The sequence below is a fragment of the Pseudarthrobacter xylosi genome (assembly GCF_055412765.1).
The window spans coordinates 12,955-28,792 of sequence record NZ_JBVAYT010000009.1 but is presented as its reverse complement, the minus strand read 5'-3'; the positions used below and the strand labels follow the sequence as shown (position 1 = coordinate 28,792).

Here is a 15,838-nt window from a genome sequence, read left to right as displayed (position 1 = left end):
GTTGTAAATAGGCGGGGAGTGCCGGCCAAAGAGGCTGCGCGTTACACGTTCGCGCCGAACGATGCCCCGTGACGAGCTCGCAAAAGGGGCTGCGCCTTACTTTCGGCGCGTGGTTCAAGCCATCGCATGAGATGACTTAAAAGCCAACTGCTGGGTGCTGCTGATAAATTGACAGCGGTGTGGACTGTCGTCGTACGTGTACGCCGCGAGGCCCAACAGTCTGACTGCCGCAGCACCACGTTCAAGACGAATGGAGCCCTACACGAATGCCTCCCAACACAAGACTTGTGGCCGCGCCGCCGGATGAGTTCGTCCACGTGTGCCGCTTTGCCGTAGACGCTATGGCGTCGGCGGTTTCTGAAGCCATTGCCAACACCTCACGGAGCGCCTCGTGACGACCACTCATTTTCTTCCCGCTGGTTCGACAGCGGACGATACCTGGGATATCAATATCTCGGCAGAACGCGCGGGCTGGGATTATTCGGCGCTACGGGTGGCGCAAATTCCCCCGGGAGAGGCGCTGAGCCTCGGCACCGGAGAGTACGAAAGCATCGTGCTTCCCCTTGAAGGAGCTTTCACAGTTTCAGTTGACGGGGGGACGCACGAACTCCGCGGGCGGCCCGGGGTTTTCGCAGGACCGACGGATGTGCTTTATCTCCCGCGCGATACGCAATTCACAATCACGAGTGCTCTGGGCGGGCGTTTCGCTCTCCCTTCTGCAAAGGCGAGCACCCGCCACCCCGTCCAATTCATCGCTGCCGAAGACGTCCCAGTGTTCGTGCGCGGTGCTGGCCAGTGGACGCGTCGCGTTCAGGACTTCGGGAACGCCTCGGTCCTCTCCGCGGATCGTCTCATCGCTGTCGAGGTCATAAACCCTGGGGGAAACTGGTCAGGCGTCCCGCGTCATAAACACGACACTGCATCGGAAACTGAGTCCGTTCTTGAGGAGACTTATTACTTCGAGGCGGCACCGACGCCCTCCGGCCCCGGATACGGCCTTATCCGGGTGTCATCATCGGAAGCTGGACATATCGATATCACAGAAGAAGTCCGCTCCGGCGACACGGTGTTGATACCGCATGGGTGGCACGGACCCGTAACCGCGCCTCCGGAGACGGACCTTTACTACCTCAACGTCATGGCAGGACCCACGGGCCGAGACTGGCGGGTCAGCGACCACCCCGAAGACGCCTGGGTACGCAGTCGCTGGGAAGGACTAAAACCTGACCCACGAACTCTGATCTACACGAATTGAACATGACGGCTTGAGGGAATGACCAACGGGTCTCTCAGTGTCAGTGTCTCCGAAGGTCATTGCGGGTGGGCCTGGTGGGCGACGTCCGACGCGCGGGGTTCAGTGGCTGCCTCGACGTCGATTCGGTAACCAGCCTTGACTAGCTAGGGGCCAGATCAATCCGTGCGAATATACGGCCCATAGCTGACGCGGCCAAGTGCCAGAAGGCCAAGGCCCTCGAAGGAAATGTGGGTGGCACGAGTCCTGCTACTTCCGCCTTGCCGCGATAATGTCCTCGAGCTCAAGCGCTGTGGCAACTTGTGTCAAAGCCGCTACGTTGGTGAGTTCAAGACCAAGCAGTTCTTCAATGAGCCGGCGCCGCTGGACGATGGTATCTCGGTGTACGAGCAATTGATCAGCGGTCGCTCGGGCGTCGAGGTTGTTCCGCACCAGCGCTGAAAGGGTTTGGATAAGCCTCGTGCCCTGGGATGTGTCGTGCTGACGCAGGGGTCCCAAAACTTCCTCACAGTAGGAGCGAAGTTTAGAAGAATCCGGCACTTGAAGGAGTAGCCCGGCTATCCCCAAATCTGCTAGTAAAAGGGTTCGTCCGGCCATTCCTCTGAGGCGGGCGAGCTCGGCGGCACCTCGCGCGATCGAGAAGGCTTCGGGATACCCACCTGGATCCGTTACCGGGCCTGCGATGACCGAAAACGTTGCGTTCGGATCGGCTACACCTCGAGCAAGAGTTCGACGGATCTCGTCAGATACATGGCGTGCGGACTCCAAGGGAGCCTTACCCACGGGCCATAGCACTACGATGTAGTCTAGGTGCATCCCAACGAGGGGCTGAGGGTGAGGCTCCCCAGTCAACTGCTCAAGGGCGTCAAAGAGCCCATACTGGAGCGCATTGTCGTGCATCGAATCGTCCCGGGTCACGATTACGGCATGGGGCTGTGACAAGTCATGTCCTAGATTTACTGCTTCTGCGGCGAGTGAGGATGACTCCCTGCCGAGGCCGCTCAGGAGCCCAGAAAGGATTTCTCCTGAATGTCGCCAAGCAGCTTCGATGGAGGTTCGAGCGCTGAGTAGTTCCAGCGCCATGACTGTAGCCGCATGCTCCATTGCTCTGAGATTCACGGGGGCCAACTCAGCCACGCTGCCGGTCGTCCAAATCCAAGCCACAACTTCTTCCTTGATCACGACAGGAGCTTGGACAGCAGTAACAGACTTCCCGGCGGCCGAGGAGAACACAATATCGGAGAGGCCCCGGTTTCGAACCTCACGATGTGAAACACTACGGTTCTGACGGCTGGCTTCTTCCGCCAGCACTTCGACTAGGTCGGCCGTGCTGAACGCCGAACCGCAGATCAAAGTGACGTTCCCATGGCGAACGATGACGGTTCGTTCGAGGAGCTCCGCAAGCGCGGCTCCGACCTCGTCTATTCCGCCGCCGTCAAGCGCCAGTGAAGTGAGGCGGTCGTGGACCTGGGCAACTTGGCGCTGCAGTTCGTACTGTTCCTCGAGGGTCTCGTTCAGGGAATTCAGGCTGGCAATGGCAGTGGTCTGCTCGGCCCGCAGGCGAGCCGTAGTGATAGCGATGGCGGCTTGATCCGCCAAAACTGTTAAGAGCGACTCTTCGTCCTTAGTGAAATGATGAGAGAAACGCGTGTAACAGTTGAGCGTCCCTAGTGTCTCGCTGGCTGAGTTCAACGGGACGGCAATCATCGAAGAAACGCCCTGATTCTTTCCCACACCAGCCCAGGGTCCATAGGACGGATTCGTCCCTGTGTCTTCAATTTGAACGGGGATGCCCAAGTTAAACGCCTGACTTGAGGGTGGTGGCGGGGATGCGCCGTGCAGACGGACCGGGTGCGTCGCGTTGACGTCCCGGATGTAATCGTCCGACAGACCATACGAGCCCTCTATCACCAGAACGTCTGAGCGTTCATCCGGGAGCGTCACCGAGCTGAAGTCGTAGTCCATCAAGTCGCAAGCGGTTTTGGCGACCATGTTCAGTAGCTCATCCAGTGAAATGCCCCGGTTGACCGCTGAACCAACACGGGCAAGTGCCCGCAACCACCCCTGAAGTTGCTCAGCGGTACGATCTGATCGCACTTTCACATTCTCAGTATTTCGACTCTGATGACCTTAAGCTAGTGCAAACTTACAGCGCGGCGCCTTGTAGTGGCAGAGCGCCCGACAGCCCAGTACGCAAATTCAGCATGCAGACCAAGCTCCGGTCCACCGTCGAACCACTGGCAGCGAGCCGTGTTGAAACAAGCACTTGAAATGGGTGCTCCGCCAGGTCGGCGATGGCACCTCCCTTTGCGTCCCCTCAAAGTACCGGTTGGGCACCACCGGGTACGGATTCGCCGAAGTCGTCAATGATGCGGCCGTTATCACTGGCTTGCAGGGTCAGCGGCTGTGGTCAGGACACGTCCCCGAATGGACTCGATATCCCGCAGCTCCTCGCATTGGGACGCAGCTAATTAGTCACCTGCTTCCCGAGGCTAGGCCATTGAAGCCGGAACGGAGCTTTTCGTCCACGCCGAGACGCCGTCCGGCCGCCCGTGTAGCTTCCCTGCTGCTGATGACCGTCCCAACGGGATCAGGAACCCCACCCAAGCATTCGTGCTGTGGCAACTGCTCAACGTCACAAGAGAGATCCACGACATGCAAGGCGAACCACGACCTGCGCCGCTAAGTGCAGATCAACGCCTGGGGCCACGCAACTGCTGCTCGTGGCCCACGCCCTACCATCGGCACCGGCAGAGGTCCCTGCGAACCGGATATAGCAGGAAATATGGAACAAAATCCCGGCGCCAGCATTGGACGCCGAGCTGGCCGAACGATACGCCGGTCTCGCGAAGGGCTGGCACCTATGAGTAAGGAGGTCCTCTACGCCGTTTCCACGGCGGCGGCGACGGCGGCCGTCACGGCCGGGGCAACGCGCGGATCCAGCGGGCTGGGCACGATGTAGTCCACCGAGAGGTCAGCTTCCGCCAGTTCGGCGATGGCCCGTGCCGCGGCCAGCTTCATGGCGGGCGTGATCCGGCGGGCGCCGGCGTCCAGCGCGCCGCGGAAGATTCCGGGGAAGGCCAGGACGTTGTTGATCTGGTTGGGGAAGTCGCTGCGGCCGGTGGCCACCACGGCGGCGTACTTGGCGGCCACCTCGGGCAAAACTTCTGGGTCCGGGTTGGAGAGGGCGAACACGATCGAGTCGGCGTTCATCAGCTTCAGGTGTGCCTCGTCCAGCTTCGAGGAGGAAACCCCGATGAACACGTCAGCACCGAGCAGCGCCTCGCCGGGACCGCCCGTGACACTGCGGGGGTTGCTGCGCTGCGCCATCTGGGACTTCTTGCTCTGCGGGTCCGCGGCGATGTCGGCCCGCTCCCGGTTGATGACGCCCTTGGAGTCGAGCAGGACCACATCCGTGATGCCGGCGGCGAGCAGGATTTCGGCGACGGCGATGCCTGCGGCTCCGGCGCCGGAAACCACCACGCGGAGGCCTGCGAGTTCGCGGCCGGTGACCTTGGCGGCGTTCGTCAGGGCGGCGAGGGCCACCACGGCCGTGCCGTGCTGGTCATCGTGCATGACCGGGCAGTCCAGTGCCTCGATCAGCTTCTCTTCCAGCTCGAAGCAACGGGGGGCCGAGATGTCCTCGAGGTTGACGGCGCCGAAGGTGGGGCGAAGACGGACCAGGGTTTCCACGATCTCATCAACGTCCGTGGTGTTCAGGACCAGGGGAATGGAATCCAGCTCGCCGAAGGTCTTGAACAGGGCGGACTTGCCTTCCATCACGGGCAGTGAGGCGGCGGCGCCGATGTTGCCCAGACCCAGCACCGCGGTACCGTCGCTGACCACAACCACCAAGCGCTGCGCCCAGGTGAGGGTCTTGGCAAGTTCAGGGTTGTTGTGGATGGCGCGGCTGACCTCGGCTACACCGGGGGTGTAGGCGATGGACAGATCGCGCTTATTGGACAGCGGGACCGTGCTGGTCACCGAGAGCTTGCCGCCCTGGTGGGCATCGAAGATCTCGGCTTCGGTCAGGGCGGTGGCTGCTGAATTATCGATCGGTGCGATTACGTCAATGGACACGTCGTTGTCTCCTGGGGCTAGCCGTGAGCGCACGGCATAGGGAATCCTGGGCCCGGACGGACCTCAGTAATGGGGCGACAGGAACCAGGGGTAGCGGTTCCGTAGCAAAGGCTGGGATGTAACGGCGAGATGGCCCGATGGAAACCGCACCAAGGGGCTTGCGTTTGTTCTCCTAGTCCCGCTGCGTTTCTGTGAGACGATGCGTGGGAATCCGGTCCCTGGCGTAGGTGATTTCGTTATAGCCGTGTGGCTCGGGCTTGCCCTCGCTGTTTAGATTAACGAATACGATCTCCTCGATAGTGAGGATGCATCGCCGGGTGATCATATTTCGCACTTCCGCTCGCATCGTCAGTGAAGTTCGGCCGAACGCGGTAGCAGTCAAGCCCATCTCGATTAGGTCCCCTTGCAGGGCAGAGCTGACAAAGTTGATTTCCGAAATGTACTTCGTGACCGCACGGCCATTGCCGAGTTGGAGGATGGCATAGATTGCTGCTTCCTCATCAATCCACTTGAGGAGGCTCCCTCCGAACAGGGTGCCGTTCGCGTTCAAGTCTTCTGGCCGCACCCACTTTCGATTACGGAATGTGATGTCTGAGGCTTCGATGATGAGACCTTACTTCTGTGGCGGACCGCAGTTGATTGTCTTTCCAGATGCGACCAGCGCAGGGAAGGAAGAACCGGCGCGACCGCTATGACGCCCTGTAAGGGGTGGCCGTGAGCCACTCACGGGACGGCCACCCCTTACGCACTTCCAGAACAGATGGTTCCGCCGTCTCTTCCTGCAGAGACTGAGCGGTGTTCCTTACAGCTCCAGCTCCTAATTGGATTGGCGAACCGCGGTCAACTCGTAGCTACGACGACCCCGGCGCGCCTTTCTTCCGTAGCGGTTAGATCGACGGAGTATTTCTCGTTTACTCCAGGCACCAGCACGACGCCGTACACCTCGTACGCCCTCTCGGCGCTGATCCATCCTTCAAGGACGTCGTCGAGGACACGTTCGGTTTCGCGTTCCAGAGGTGAGCCGTAGCCTCCGCCTCCGCTGAGTTCGTGGATGAGCACCTGGTTGGGGTGCAGTTCCACGGATCCTATCGAATCGACCTGTACTTCCTCTCCTCCTGGTTCGTCGGAGCGAAAAGCCAGGGAAGGCGCTCCCGACATCCCGCCGCGGGTTCCGCGTGGCGGGTTGTGATAGCCGTCCGAGACGTAGAGTGTCTCCATAGTTGCAATCCGGGGCCCGAAAACTACACGTGACCCAGGAGCGCCACGGCGCCTACCAGCGCCTTCGGAGTCCTGTCGCAGTCGAACCTCATGCACCCGCATGGGGAACTTTTGCTCATCGATTTCAACGCTGTCACGGAACATCAGGCCATTGGTTACGGAGGTTCCGTACGTGAGCCATCCGTCCAGGGTCGGGCCGGCTGGTCCACCCTGTGAACCAAGGAAAATCTGGTTGATATAAGGTTCGTCTGCCCGCTCTGGGTTGCGGCCGGATATGACACCTAAGCCGGGCCCAATTCCGCAGGCGCCTTCCGCCTGGCCATAACCTTCCAGTGCGTCGGCCATGGTTCGCTGGGTAGTAACAACCAGGCGTTCTCCGACGTTGGTTGTGGCCACTGAGGTGGAGTGGGGAAATCTGGGGATTCCCACGACGCAATTCTCGCGAAGATGAACGTTTATTCGGCGGAATGATCCTGCGTTATGCGGAATGTCAGGGTCAACGCTGTTGAAGAAGCCGGTCATGACGTTGTTGATCGAGCATGTACGGGATTCGTTGACGCCTGCGTCGACGCAGTCGATGTTGTCCCGCAGGTCCAAATCGACGGTCTTTTTGACAGGGTCGATGGTGATGGACACGCGGATCGGGATGCCGTCGGGAACAGCTTCGAAGGGGTCGTGTGCCCCTTCCCCGGTGTATGTTCCAGCCGGCAGTTGGGCGATGACGTGTTCCATGCGGCGTTCGGAGTAGTCGAAGTACTCTTCCACAAACTGCTGCACGGTTTCAGTTCCGTATTTGGCGCAGAGCTCTTCGATTCGTCGTTCACCGATTCGAGCTGCGCCGACCATGGCAAGGTAGTCCCCATACCATTGGTCCGGAACGCGGATACGGCTCCGGCACATGCGGATAACGTCGTTTACGTCCTCGAAGTCGCTTTGAATCTTGACAGCACTGAAGATGAGGCTTCCTTCTTCGTACACGTCGCGGGCGAAGGGCATGTAGGTTGACGGGCGCGAATTGCCTGTGTCAGCTTGATGCGCTTTTGCAGCGGCAGTAAAGAGGTGGCGGCCGCCAACGAATACAGGTACCAGGATGGTGTGGTCTGCCGCGTGAGTATTGCCCATGTAGGGGTCGTTGTGAAGGAAGGCATCACCCTGTTTTAGGTCCGGATGAAGGGTTTGCATCGCCTCGGTGATGAACTCGGTCCCGATTACATGCACCGGAAGTCCCTCTGCGGAGGCCAGGAGCCTGTTGTCCGCTGTCACGATGGAACATGAGAAATCACGGGCCAGCGCGAGAATAGCAGAACGTCCTGATCGTAGGAGAGTGTTTTCCATCTCTCGGACAATGGTGTCAAAACGGTTGGCAAGCACTGACAACAGCACGGGGTCAACTTTGGACATCATTGGGTCCTTTCTTCGTCGCCTGGCAGTGCGGCGTTCTGTGTAAGTAGATAGTTGCCCTTGTCGGTGACTTTCAAGGTGTGTTCGGGGTACACGACGATCGTGGTCGTGGGTTCACGAACAACGGCGGGCCCTCGGATCTCGGCCCCCACCGGGAGCGTTGGCCCGTTGTAATACGGTGTTTCATGCAGGAGGTCGTCAAAGTAGGCTTCACCTACTCGTTCGGCATGCAGGGTGCCTGCTGGCCGAATTCCGGCATCAATTGCTGGCTTGGCCATGGTCGCGATGGCGCGGGTTTTCCAAACCAGGCACTCCAGGTGCTGTCCTGGTTCCGTCACAGCAAAGACTTTCTTATGAACAGCGTGGAAGGCTTCTTCGAGTGCACGCAGGTCGTCTTCTGTTGCGAAATCGGAGTTGGTCAGTGGGACATCGAGTTCCCAGGCCTGTAGCCGGTAGCGCGCCTCAACCGAGACGGCCAGGGAACGCTCAATGGTTGGGACATCCCCGAGCGAGTCCAGGAACACCTGTCCTCGCCGTTTACTTTCGCTAATCCATTCGCGTACCTGATCGAAATCAAAGGCACCGGTATCAGCGAAGCCACTGACGGGGAACTCGGAAACGATGTCTGAGTGCACACCGCCACTGGCGCTAAGGGCACCGGCTGTGCGGGGAAGCAGAACTTCACTGCAGCCCAGCTCTGATGCGATGCGACCGATATTCAGACCGGATGCTCCGCCTCCTGCCACCATGAGGACTTCGCGGGGGTCGATTCCCCGCGCGATCGTTGTCTCTCGGATAGCGCCCACGATATCGGCGCATGCCACCACGAGAGCGGACCACGCAGCCTTCTCGACGGTCATCCCCAATGGTTTGGCTAGATGCTCGTCGATAGCCGTCCGTGCCTTTTCGACTGAGAGCGGCATTTTCCCACCGAGGAAGTAGTCGGGATCCAGATAGCCGAGAATCAGGCAGGCATCTGTAATCGTGGGGCGTTCACCGCCCCGCCCGTAGCATGCCGGACCGGGCACGGAGCCGGCGCTGTGTGGTCCGACGCGAAGGAGCCCGCCTGGATCAATCCAGATAAGGCTTCCTCCACCGGATCCAATGCTGGTTACGTCCACGGACCTGGTCCCGGTAATGTCACCGATCCAGCGTCCACCCAGCCATGTTTCATTGGTGTACGAGATGTCACCCCCTATGACGACGCCGACGTCAAAGGTAGTGCCCCCTGTGTCACACACAAGAAGGTCCCGTCCGCTCAGATTTTCTTCGGCACGCCCGTAGGCCCTTGCCGCAACTGGGGCGAGGGAAGGCCCTGAGCCAATGGAGTAGATCGGGCGGTCGATCATTTCTTTGACTGGCCAGGTGCCACCGTACGAAGTGGCGATCATCAAATGGCCCTTGAAACCGCTGGCCTCCAGGTCCTCGGCCAATGCAGCGAGGTGCTCCTGCATCAGTGGTTTGAGGCTCGCATCGATGGCGGCTGATGATGCCCGGCGATATTCACGGACGATGGGGTTGAGCTTATGTGACAGGGTATATGGCAGCCCCGGTGCGCATTCTTCAATGATGGATGCAACGGCCAGCTCGTGCATCGGATTCGCGGTTGACCATAGCAGGCAAACGGCTATTGCTTCACAGCCTTCGTCGACAGCAGCGGTAACAGCGGTCCGAACGGATTCTTCATCGAGCGGAATGTAAATGGATCCGTCAGCATCGATGCGTTCGCTGACCTCCCACGTCAGGCGACGCGGAATCAGTGGTGCAGGATAGGCGAGGTGCTTGAATGGATGGGGTTTGCCGCCTTCCTTAAGAAGGAGAATGTCGGGGAACCCCTCAGTCGTAAAAAAAGCGGTGCGAGCAGTGGTTTTTTCGACGACGGCGTTAGTGGACCGGGTCGTTCCGTAGATGAAGGTATTGGTACGCGCCAGCAGTTGGGACAAGTCCAGGTCGTACTCTGCGGCGAGAGACTTCAGTCCTTCACTGATGCCTTCGAAGGCCCTGTGGGGAGTAGTAAGCGCTTTGCCCAGACGAGGCTCTCCGCTGTCATCCACCAGAACCACATCAGTGAACGTGCCCCCTGTGTCCACGGAGATGTGGAACGTACCTGTATTTGAAATTACTTCTGGCTCAGCTGTGACGGTCACGGATTGCTCTCCTGAGTAGTTGAACGAACGGTTGGTTGCGCCAACCAGGTTGTCCCGGGCTTCTTACAAGCGTCCTGGCATGTGCGGTGGGATGCACAGCTGACGGAGTTGATAACGCCTCCGGGAGTGACAGGACAAGTCACCATGTCCTGTTTCATGAACTTCTTGCCTGTAGCACCACAGGTGATCATGTTCTCCGGCGCCTCCAGTGCAGCATCGTCCATATCATCGTCGATCCAGCCAGGCTCGGCCGCACGAACAATGAGGTTGGCGCCCTTTTTGAAGACCCCTATGACAATAAGCGGACCGAAGAACCCGATGATGAGTGCCGCGACGAGGGAGAAGAAAGCCGAATTCTCTTTGGAGGGCAATTGCAACAGGTGCACTACGATGCCTGCAAAGGAGGCCAGGAGGAGGCTGCCTACAGCGGGCCAGCCCCAAGCCTTCAGGTAGCCGCGTCGGTGTTCAATGTAGCGTGGCTTTGAAAGCCCGGTGGGCCGCAGGATGAGCATGTCCACGGCAATGGTGCCAAACCAGGCGACGATGAAGATACCGAGGAAGGTCAGTACTTCGAGGAGATTAGACAAGATACCGGCCAGCGTTGCCACGATGGTCGTGGCGGCCATGAAAAGGATCCAGAATTGCCGGCCAGGAACGAATTTGAGAATGCGCGATGAGAAGTTTGCCAAGGCTAGCGTGCCACTGTAGAAGTTATTATTTTGAATGCGGAGCTGGGTGACGATAATCCACGCAACCCCGATCGGGCCAAGTAGCTGAGCGGCATAAGTACTGGGGTTTCCCTCGCCGGTATGCAAAGCCATGATTGCCCCTAGCGGCGCTTCCACAACTATCACTCCCCCAATGACTACAAGTGAGGACAGCCAGCCGGCCTTTTTTGCGTCCTTCTTGCGGATGAACCGGGACCAGTCCGCGGCGTTGAGCGAAAGAATGGCTACCAGTGGTAGTGCTGCGCCCAGGGCTCCGGCCACGGAATTAAACGATACGCCGGGCAGGTCAGCGGCGATCGGGTGCACGGGCAGGTTGAGCACCTTGAACACGAGGTAACCAAGTCCGAGGATGAAAAGCGGCGTTGTTACCCGCTGAAGGAAGTCGTTAGAAGTGAACCCATACCAGTTCAAAGGAACAATGATGATGCTGGCAAGGACGTACAGCATGGGCAGGTTCAGCTCCGGCCACTGGGTGTGTACCGCGTCTGCCATCAGTGCTGCCTCGAAACCTGAATACATGAGGTAAGTGACGGCATAAATTAGTGAGGTTGCAGAGGAGCCAACGAAGCCGTAGCCACTGCCTCTGGTGACGAGATCCAAACTCATCCCGGCGTTTGCTGTCACTCGCGCTACCACCCGGCAAGCGACGAAACCAAAAACGGCCGCTATTCCCAGGGCTATCAGCGTCGAAGGCAGGCCATAGGTCAGCGCAGCCTGGCCGCCCAACGAGAAGGAGAACACCGACCAGACAATGCCACTGAGGGCGAAGACCAAACTGGTGGGGGTGCGCTTCCAGTGGTACGGGAGCTTATTGAGAGCGTAATCATCCCCAGCTTCGGCCCTGTCCTCCTTTGAGGGTAAAAAACTGACTTTCCGGCGTTGTGATGTTGGTGCAGCCGAAGCTGCTCCGAGCGAATCAAGATCGCTCATAACTTCTCCTCCAACTTGGTAGAGCGGTGATCAAAGCGGATGACCAACCTGATGTAAGGGGCAGGGACTCGACGACAAGAATGTGATCATGCTCTCGTCACCAGATGTGCTTCATCTAAAGATGGCCGGTCGATGAACAAGCCACTACATCTAACGGAGAAATTTCAATTATTTGAAGAAAACTACGGAGTTACGAGAAATGTAACCGACCGAAGCGAGCGCGGCCGCTGTACGGACGCTCCGTGTACGCGTATTTGGATCAGTTCTTTCCGTCCCTTGGGGAAAGATGCCGCGTGAGGCGTACCGGGGAATCATCTAAATCTGTGTGAGCGGCCGTCTTCGGCGTCGGTCGTGGTGGTGTAGCAGCGTGCCTGGCAGAGTTACCGGCAGCAGTCGGCCGACAGCCTGGGCGTGCGATGCGCCACGAACCCCGCCTTTTCCGGGACGTAGGACAAAGAAGGGAACTAGTCCAACAGGAAGCCCTCGGCCCGCCTAATCACCCTGGAAGAACGTGTCGCTTACGGCATGGGCTGGTATCAGGCTGCTCAGCTCATCGCAGCGAGCATTACTGCCATCGCGGCGGCGGAGGCAGCCTCCACGGCGGACCCCAATATCCGGCGATGCGCTGAGGGGGCATACTTAGTTCTTCTATGGCATGAGAGGATGGCGGCGCGGACTGCGGCCAGTGAAAAGGCCGCCGTTGCTGGCGAATAATCCGACTCCAATCCCATAGGTGCCGTTCGAGATCACTATTTCAGTAATAGCGAGGGCGGAATGCGGGTGCCCGGGGACGACGGAGTGAACCATGGACGCAGGAGTGGGACCTAACGGCAGGATCATCAGTCCCCCGGCTGTCATCGTGGCGGCCTTATAGATGCACTCGAGCCGATTTCTCCCGCGCATGTCAGGAACTTCGGCCTTAGGACGGCTTGGACAACGAACCAGTGAGTGGCCAGGAAGAATAGGATCAGCTGTGGTAACACAGGCCAGCCAAGCCGGAGCGCCATGGCTGCCATCGAGGCTGACATCATCGCGTGGAGCAAGGAGCTGATCCGGTTGCTCAGCCGCCTACTCATGACTGCTTCCACTACGTGGTATGCCACGAGGCCCGCGAGCACCGCCGCTAGGGTCCAGCTGGACCCGAAGTACACGCACTCACTCAAGAGCTCCTCCTCGTAAAGCTCGGTCCGCGCGCTCGATCATGATCCTGGCGGTCCACTGCAGCCTCGTCTCGAGCTCAGCCTTGAGAGAACTCCGGTACCGGGTCACAGCTTTCGGTGCGCGGGCCATCGGCGCGGAGCAGGAGGTGGATGGTGCTGTGTTTGGCAAGTCCACCGAGCGCCGTTAGAGCCCGGAATGTCAAAGTGACGTCCACGGTAACGGCGGTGGTGAAGCGGATCCGGAACACCGCGTCCTGCCGACGTTCACCGGTGAGTTCGTGGACTGGCAGATCGAGATGAAGACCGTCCGGCGGCTCGGCTTCGATGGTCAGCGGACCGGTCACAAATCCTTCGTTCACCACCGTGACGTCGATGGTGTGCCAGTCACCCGGGTTTATCACGCCGAGCGGCGCGCTGGTGCGTATAACGCTGACCCTGGCTTCCGGATTGATTGTGACAGCGATCGGTGCCGTGGTCTCAATCGGCCCGCAGCAGCCAGCTGGGGCGTGATGACCCATCATTCGTCGCCCTCGCACTCGTCGCGTCTGCTCATGCAGGCTGCCTGGGCAGCGTCATACGCCTCGCGGGCGGCGCCGCGCTCATTTTCCCGGATAAACCCGGACTTCGCCTTCCACAGCGCGTCGACGGAGTCATGCAGCCACTGTGCGCTGAGGCGGGACGAGCGGATGGGCTTGCCCTCGATCTCGACGAAGATGGGCTGGGTGTGCACGCTTGGGAGGATCCGCAGTACGACCCAGGATGAGCGCTCCAGCGCGATATCGAACGCAACTTCGTATTCCCCGGCGTCGGCAACGATCTCCCGCGAGGCCACCGCGACTCCATTGACCACCAGTTCGAGCAAAACGTTCCGGGTCGTACCGATCCGGGCCCTCTCCAGATGCCAGCCAACCGGCGCGCTGTAGGTCGGCCAGCCTGGTTGTGGCTCCGGCGGGCGCTCGGGAAGCCAAGCCGTGATGGTGGCTGTCACGCTGAAGGGACCGGGCTCCTGGGCTGCGAGCTCGCGGCTTTTGTCGCCGTCGACGGCTAGGTCGAACACATGACTGCGCCCGTCACCAAAGTACGATGCGCCTTCCTTCAGCCTGGCAATCCAGGCCTCCAGCGCCCGCTCACCCTGCGGAGGCGCGGGAAGTTTGACGTAAGTGCGTCCGACGCCGGGGCCTTCGTCGTAGATGCATGGGTAGTCGGTCTCCCCGAGCATCATGGTGCGGTATCCGACGTTGAGCAGGTGGTACCAGACATTCAGCTCGGCGGCAGGGGCGATCTCCGCACCACATTGGAAATCAGCGGCACCGAGGGGAACATCGACGATGATCTCGTTGGAACCAACGGATCCAAAGGTTGGGATGATGTAGTTCGGCAGCTCGTCGGTGCCGGCCCAAAGCCCGTAGCCGCAATGTGCATAACCCACAAGCGCATCCTGCGAATGGCCCCATCGCGTGATTGGCAGGTTCCACGAAGGCCAGTCTTCGATCCACTGCGTTCCCGGGTAGTCCTGGTCGGTAAGCCCGAGCAGGATGACGTGGCCGGAATGGCTGGAAGGAAACCCGGACACCTCCACGTCGTACCGGAGCATGCTCTCACCGTCGCGGTCGGTTCGCTGCGGCGTCCAGGTCATGCCCTGGGCCTCTTGCATGTCTGGATACTCCAGCAACGCCTGCGGGCTGATCGTCTCGCCGCTGAAGAACTGTTTCTGGTGGTAATAGCAAGGGCCCCAGGTCAGCACGCTGCCGAGCCAAAGACCCTCGCCGCGAACGTGCCGGATCATTGTCTCCGGCGTGAAGCCCTCCGTTGGCACGTTGTAGTGTGAGCAGCCCCCGGCGTGGAGGTGCGGATCGCCCGAGTAGTAGCCCCGGCTGGCCGGATCGACCCAGCGGTCAAGTGTGATGGAGACCTCCTCGGTTCCCGGCCAGATTTCCACGTCGACCTTGACCTTTCGGTACTCGGGCCCGCGCAGAGCCGAGATCTCGTAGCGCCCAATCGGGAGCCGGATGACCTCACCGGTTGCCCGGTACACGTGCTCCTGGAAGAACATGTCCGGGGCGAGCCGCATCGCCTTTGATGGGTACGACCGGCCTTGCGAGTCCCGAACCGTCATCGCTGCGACGCAGCTGCTGCCGTCGGGCTCCCGGATGTCGAACCGGATCTCGTTGGCCTTCACACAGTCAAACTCGAAGTTCGCAGCCAACGTCCTGGCTTCGAACAACGTCCGGCGCTGGGCAAGAAAACCCGCGGAACGCGTCAGGCTCTCCGGCGCCTCGTCGACGGCGGCGTAGAACTGCAACTGCCCCGTCCGCGCACCGCTGTCCCGGGAGTACGCGCTAACGACCTTGTACTCGACCTCCAAGCCGGAGAGTTCAGTCGGTGTAGCGACTTTCGCCTCCAACCAGGTGTCCCTGATTCGCGGAACACTGGTTAGCGCGTCCGGTAATGTGGTCCGCGCCGCATGACTCACCTGATCGACTAAGCCAAACACTCCTTTGGTCGAGGCGGGCATCCACCAGGCGCCCGAATCGGCAACCAGCGACGCTTGGACGCGGTGCGGGTTTACCACGCGCATCACGAAGCTACGCCAGCCGTGTTGCACCAACTTCGCCGGCGAAGCGCCGGGTGTGCACGCGCACATGCCGTACTCGTCGATCTCAGCGTTCACCAACACGAAAGGCTTCAGCAACACTTTGAGCTCCCTGCACCGCTCGGCGTCGGCCAATTGGCTGGCCTCAAGCTTCATCAGTTGAGCGACCACATCAGCCGGCAGCGGATCGCCCAAATCCCTCAGCTGCTGGACGGCTCGAACTGCCGATGCGAGGACAGGCTGAGCAGAAATGGTGGAATCGGTGGACAAGGGATCCTCCCGGAACAGACGGATTGGTTCTGCTGTCGAGAACGATGGCGAAAGTGGTG

The 15,838-nt window shown here is 60.0% G+C and carries 11 protein-coding genes; 2 read left to right on the top strand and 9 right to left on the bottom strand.

What is annotated here, in order from left to right:
- The first annotated feature begins 391 nt into the window (after window positions 1-391).
- Window positions 392-1,255: a 5-deoxy-glucuronate isomerase gene (gene iolB, locus ACZY1F_RS17275; protein ID WP_463943339.1), complete on the top strand. Its 864-nt coding sequence runs from the start codon at window positions 392-394 to the stop codon at window positions 1,253-1,255.
- 246 nt (window positions 1,256-1,501) lie between these two features.
- Here iolB and ACZY1F_RS17270 read toward each other — a convergent pair whose 3' ends face one another.
- The 7 genes from ACZY1F_RS17270 to ACZY1F_RS17240 all read right to left on the bottom strand — a co-directional run bounded on the left by ACZY1F_RS17270 (window position 1,502) and on the right by ACZY1F_RS17240 (window position 12,763).
- On the bottom strand, window positions 1,502-3,349 hold the full coding sequence (locus ACZY1F_RS17270; protein WP_463943632.1) for a helix-turn-helix domain-containing protein: 1,848 nt from the start codon (window positions 3,347-3,349) through the stop codon (window positions 1,502-1,504).
- 783 nt (window positions 3,350-4,132) lie between these two features.
- The gene (locus ACZY1F_RS17265) at window positions 4,133-5,332 is read right to left on the bottom strand and encodes an NAD(P)-dependent malic enzyme (protein ID WP_463943337.1); all 1,200 of its coding nucleotides are present in this window, start codon (window positions 5,330-5,332) and stop codon (window positions 4,133-4,135) included.
- Between the two features lie 172 nt (window positions 5,333-5,504).
- Window positions 5,505-5,936, bottom strand: coding sequence for an acyl-CoA thioesterase (locus ACZY1F_RS17260; protein ID WP_463943631.1), 432 nt, complete (start codon window positions 5,934-5,936; stop codon window positions 5,505-5,507).
- Window positions 5,937-6,172: 236 nt separating this feature from the next.
- Window positions 6,173-7,951 (bottom strand): hydantoinase B/oxoprolinase family protein, encoded by a 1,779-nt coding sequence (locus ACZY1F_RS17255; RefSeq protein WP_463943335.1) that lies wholly within the window; start codon window positions 7,949-7,951, stop codon window positions 6,173-6,175.
- Complete coding sequence (locus tag ACZY1F_RS17250; protein WP_463943333.1) at window positions 7,951-10,098, bottom strand: hydantoinase/oxoprolinase family protein; 2,148 nt, start codon at window positions 10,096-10,098, stop codon at window positions 7,951-7,953. The genes ACZY1F_RS17255 and ACZY1F_RS17250 overlap by 1 nt, the downstream gene beginning before the upstream one ends.
- The gene (locus ACZY1F_RS17245) at window positions 10,095-11,756 is read right to left on the bottom strand and encodes a purine-cytosine permease family protein (protein ID WP_463943331.1); all 1,662 of its coding nucleotides are present in this window, start codon (window positions 11,754-11,756) and stop codon (window positions 10,095-10,097) included. Before ACZY1F_RS17245 ends, ACZY1F_RS17250 begins: the two co-directional genes overlap by 4 nt.
- An 854-nt stretch (window positions 11,757-12,610) precedes the next feature.
- Window positions 12,611-12,763: a hypothetical protein gene (locus tag ACZY1F_RS17240; RefSeq protein WP_463943629.1), complete on the bottom strand. Its 153-nt coding sequence runs from the start codon at window positions 12,761-12,763 to the stop codon at window positions 12,611-12,613.
- On the opposite strand from ACZY1F_RS17240, the gene ACZY1F_RS17235 reads away from it, so the two are divergent.
- A complete protein-coding gene (locus ACZY1F_RS17235) occupies window positions 12,762-12,935 on the top strand; it encodes a hypothetical protein (protein ID WP_463943649.1) in 174 nt (57 codons plus the stop codon). The two genes, ACZY1F_RS17240 and ACZY1F_RS17235, sit on opposite strands and share 2 nt — an antisense overlap.
- 58 nt (window positions 12,936-12,993) lie before the next feature.
- Here the strand turns inward: ACZY1F_RS17235 and ACZY1F_RS17230 are convergent, their stop codons facing one another.
- Both ACZY1F_RS17230 and ACZY1F_RS17225 read right to left on the bottom strand, forming a co-directional pair.
- On the bottom strand, window positions 12,994-13,437 hold the full coding sequence (locus ACZY1F_RS17230; RefSeq protein ID WP_463943329.1) for a hypothetical protein: 444 nt from the start codon (window positions 13,435-13,437) through the stop codon (window positions 12,994-12,996).
- Window positions 13,434-15,779, bottom strand: a complete 2,346-nt coding sequence (locus tag ACZY1F_RS17225) for a CehA/McbA family metallohydrolase (RefSeq protein ID WP_463943327.1) — start codon at window positions 15,777-15,779, stop codon at window positions 13,434-13,436. Before ACZY1F_RS17225 ends, ACZY1F_RS17230 begins: the two co-directional genes overlap by 4 nt.
- Between the last annotated feature and the right edge of the window lie 59 nt (window positions 15,780-15,838).

Coding starts and splice junctions, on each gene's coding strand:
- ACZY1F_RS17255 (WP_463943335.1), bottom strand. CDS start 7,951: ATGTCCAAAGTTGACCCCGTGCTGTTGTCAGTGCTTGCCAACCGTTTT.
- ACZY1F_RS17245 (WP_463943331.1), bottom strand. CDS start 11,756: ATGAGCGATCTTGATTCGCTCGGAGCAGCTTCGGCTGCACCAACATCA.
- ACZY1F_RS17235 (WP_463943649.1), top strand. CDS start 12,762: ATGGCTGCCATCGAGGCTGACATCATCGCGTGGAGCAAGGAGCTGATC.
- ACZY1F_RS17240 (WP_463943629.1), bottom strand. CDS start 12,763: ATGGCGCTCCGGCTTGGCTGGCCTGTGTTACCACAGCTGATCCTATTC.
- ACZY1F_RS17230 (WP_463943329.1), bottom strand. CDS start 13,437: ATGATGGGTCATCACGCCCCAGCTGGCTGCTGCGGGCCGATTGAGACC.